The organism is Roseburia sp. 1XD42-69, from assembly GCF_003612565.1.
Taxonomy (GTDB): domain Bacteria; phylum Bacillota; class Clostridia; order Lachnospirales; family Lachnospiraceae; genus Roseburia_B.
Genome location: NZ_RAZG01000154.1, coordinates 1 through 3,212 on the forward strand (window position 1 = coordinate 1; position 3,212 = coordinate 3,212).

The 3,212-nt window shown below is 46.1% G+C and carries 2 protein-coding genes and 2 pseudogenes; all 4 read right to left on the reverse strand.

Going from position 1 to position 3,212, the window contains the following annotated elements:
* Window positions 1–70: 70 nt before the first annotated feature.
* Window positions 71–442: pseudogene (locus D7Y06_RS24435) on the reverse strand (ATP-binding cassette domain-containing protein); the annotation flags it as partial.
* Window positions 443–472: 30 nt separating this feature from the next.
* Window positions 473–1,495: a sensor histidine kinase gene (locus tag D7Y06_RS24440; RefSeq protein ID WP_120410088.1), complete on the reverse strand. Its 1,023-nt coding sequence runs from the start codon at window positions 1,493–1,495 to the stop codon at window positions 473–475.
* Complete coding sequence (locus D7Y06_RS24445) at window positions 1,492–2,175, reverse strand: response regulator transcription factor (RefSeq protein ID WP_120410089.1); 684 nt, start codon at window positions 2,173–2,175, stop codon at window positions 1,492–1,494. Before D7Y06_RS24445 ends, D7Y06_RS24440 begins: the two co-directional genes overlap by 4 nt.
* A gap of 335 nt (window positions 2,176–2,510) precedes the next feature.
* Window positions 2,511–2,960: pseudogene (locus D7Y06_RS24455) on the reverse strand (helix-turn-helix domain-containing protein); the annotation flags it as partial.
* Between the last annotated feature and the right edge of the window lie 252 nt (window positions 2,961–3,212).

Genomic DNA, 3,212 nt, shown 5'->3' on the forward strand with positions numbered 1-3,212 from the left:
TGGCAACTTATAGGATACCATAAAACCATATGGAAGGGTTATTTTTTTATTGATAACTTACAACTCACAAGTAAGGTAAGCCAACTAAATCTAAAGCGTCTTTTATTACATGGCGGTTCGGTACTCCCCGCAATGTAGCAAAAATATCTAAATTTTCCGTAGCGGTTAGATTTGGATAAAAACCGGGGGCTTCAATCAAGCTGCCAATACGCGGGAGTAGTTTCTTTTCATTTCCATATAAAGGTGTCCCCCATATTTTGATTTCGCCGGAAGTGGGGCGGGTTAGACCAAGAAGCATTTTCATTGTCGTAGTCTTTCCGGCTCCGTTTCTTCCAAGTAGACCATAAATTTTTCCTTTCACTGCATGAATATTGACGTCTGCGACACTCCTTTGTGTGCCATACTGCTTTGTAAGATTTTCTGTTTCAATGATGTATTCCATATTCAACCTCCTGCTCTATAAGGTATTTTATCACAAAAACACAGAAAATGTAGAACCACTACCAACTGTCGAAGTTACCTTGATATAGCCGCCTTGCATTGTGATAATTTTGCGGGCAAGATACAGTCCTATGCCTATGCCATCAACGTCATGTACTTCTGTTTCCCGGTAAAAGCGTTTGAAGATCATTCCCTGTCTGCTCTCCGCTATGCCCTTGCCGCTGTCCTCAATGTCAATTTTTACATACATCTCCCAGCTTTGAACGGACACCTGGATCGCACCGCCCGCTGGCGTGTACTTCACAGCATTATCCAAAATATTAAACAGGGCTTCACTTGTCCATTTCTTATCATGGGCCAGCAGTATGTCGGGTGGACATTCTACGTTGACATGAATGTTTTTCTTTTCAGCGTTCAGCAAAATACCACCCAGCGCCGCCGCCAAGGTGTTATAAATCGGCTGCACTTTTTTGTCCAAGGCAATCACGCCAGTTTCCAAACGGGAGGTCTTTATCATAGCCTGCATAAGAAAGTCAAGTTTTTCAAGCTGGCCGCTGGATGCCTGCAAAAATTCCTGACGCTTTTCTTCTGTCACAGACTGTTCAAGCAAAGTGGCGTTTACCATCTGGAGATTTGCAATCGGCGTTTTTACCTGATGGGAGATGTCAGAAATCAATTCCTGCAAATCGGCCCGCTCTTTTGCTACGCTTTCTCGATTTTCCCGCATAACTTCATATAGGCGAACAAGCCGGTGGTTGATTTTATAAAACAGGTTTTCTTCCTCATAGACCTGCGGCGGGACTGATGCCCCACCCAGCATATTGTCTATTGTTTCGCATAGTCTGTCCGAAAATAACACCAACTTCCGACGCAGAAAGGCTACGAAAAGGGCTACACAGGCGAACACCAACAGAATAAACAGCAGGCCCAGCCATACGATTGCTGGGTTTCTGGTAAAGAGAAAAGCCACAGTAACGGTCACAACGGAGAGCAAACCTAAAAAAGCTGCCCCTACCGCACAGGCCCGGTTGATGGAAAGTTTGCTCCCATTCACTTCTTTATCCCCCCAATCCACATATAGCCCATACCGTAGACGGTCTTGATATATTGCAGGCCGTCTATTTCAATTTTCCCCCGGATGCGGCTGATCGCTACCGTCAGCGCATGTTCATCCACAAAATTTCCGTCTGCGTCCCACAGCTTTTCAAGAAGCATCTGTCGGGTCAGAACGATTTGCGGATTTCTCACCAGCACCTTTAGCAAGCGGTATTCCATCGGTGTGAAGACAACCGGCTCTCCTGCGAGGGTGGCGGTCAATTCCGAGAAATTGACGGATAGTGTGCCGTCTGTGTAGCAATCGCCGCCTGTCTGCTTCTCGATGCGGCCCAGTAAGGCCGAAACCTTTTTTCGGAATACGCTGATCGGAAACGGCTTTGTCACATAATCGTCTGCTCCCAACTCAAAGCCTTTCAGCATATCGCTTTCCATATCGTTTGCGGTCAGGAAAATCACGGCGGTATCAGGACGACGTTCTTTGATTTCCAAACAGAAGTCAAACCCGTTTCCATCAGGTAAATTGACATCCAGCACGATTAAATCATAGTCCTGTGCTTCGCAGAAATTGACCGCCGCTGATTTTGACATAGCAGCGTCCACGGTGTAGCCCGCCGCCGAAAGATTGTAGCAAAGAGTATTGTTCAAAAGACGGTCATCTTCAACGACTAAAAGTCTCATGGCTTCACTTCCTTTCCCTTATTAGGATAACATGAAAATGTCACAGAAACCTCACAACGGTTTTCGTATTGCAATACACAATCTAATTTTACGGAGATACGGCGAATAAATCAACACCCAGAATGTAAACAATAAAGATTAGCTTCTGTTCTGTATTCTTTATTTTCAAGCCAAAAAGTAAAGTATACAATATAGATAGGTGATACAATATGGCTAACATTCAGGATTGTCCCGGTTTTGAACCCTTGGGGGAGGATGTCAAGGCGGCAAGAAAAAAGCGGCGGCTGTCCAGGCAGGAGGCCGCTGAAATGGTGGACATTTCAACGGTCTATTTTATTAACATTGAGAATAACCACATCATGGGTAATTGATAGGTCTGTAATTTTTGGGTCTTTACTTTGTATATCTTTATTTAATTGCGTTGGATTTTCCAACGTAGGTTTTTCCTGCGTAGGATCTTCCAATGTAGGTAAATCCAATGCAGGCGGCGTCTGCGGCTGTTCATAGATCACATAGTCCGCACCCCGCAGCCGTCCCCGTTCGTCACGCTCCTGCGAACGGACGATGTACCCCGCCTGCTCCAACTCCCGGATAGCCTGCCGGATGGCATCGATCTTCTCCCGGTTGATAAGGGCAAGGCCCTTTAACGTGTAATACCAATCTTCCGGGAGTGATAACATTTGCGACAGCAGGCCCTTGGCTTTCAGGGACAGGTCTTTGTTCCGCAGGTGATGGTTTGACATCACCGTGTACCCCTTGTTCCTCTCTACGCGGAATACTGGCATGGCTCTCCGCTCCTTTCGGTGTCTGGACATAAAAAAACGCCGCAGACTTTTCATAATCTGCGGCGCTGGCCGGGACGCAGAAACGGGCGGTGTCTTGCCGACATCGCCCGCTTTCTGTGCTGTTGTTCACTTGTTTGCGCCGTCCCGTTTTCCGCTGCCCTTAAAAAACATTGATTTTACTCAATGTCATTAACTTAAGGAAAAGAACAATACCGGATGTCTTTACACCCATTCATGGGATAAAGACATCCG

Excerpts from the sequence above, each read along its gene's own strand:
- D7Y06_RS24445 (WP_120410089.1), bottom strand. The coding sequence starts at position 2,175 with ATGAGACTTTTAGTCGTTGAAGATGACCGTCTTTTGAACAATACTCTT.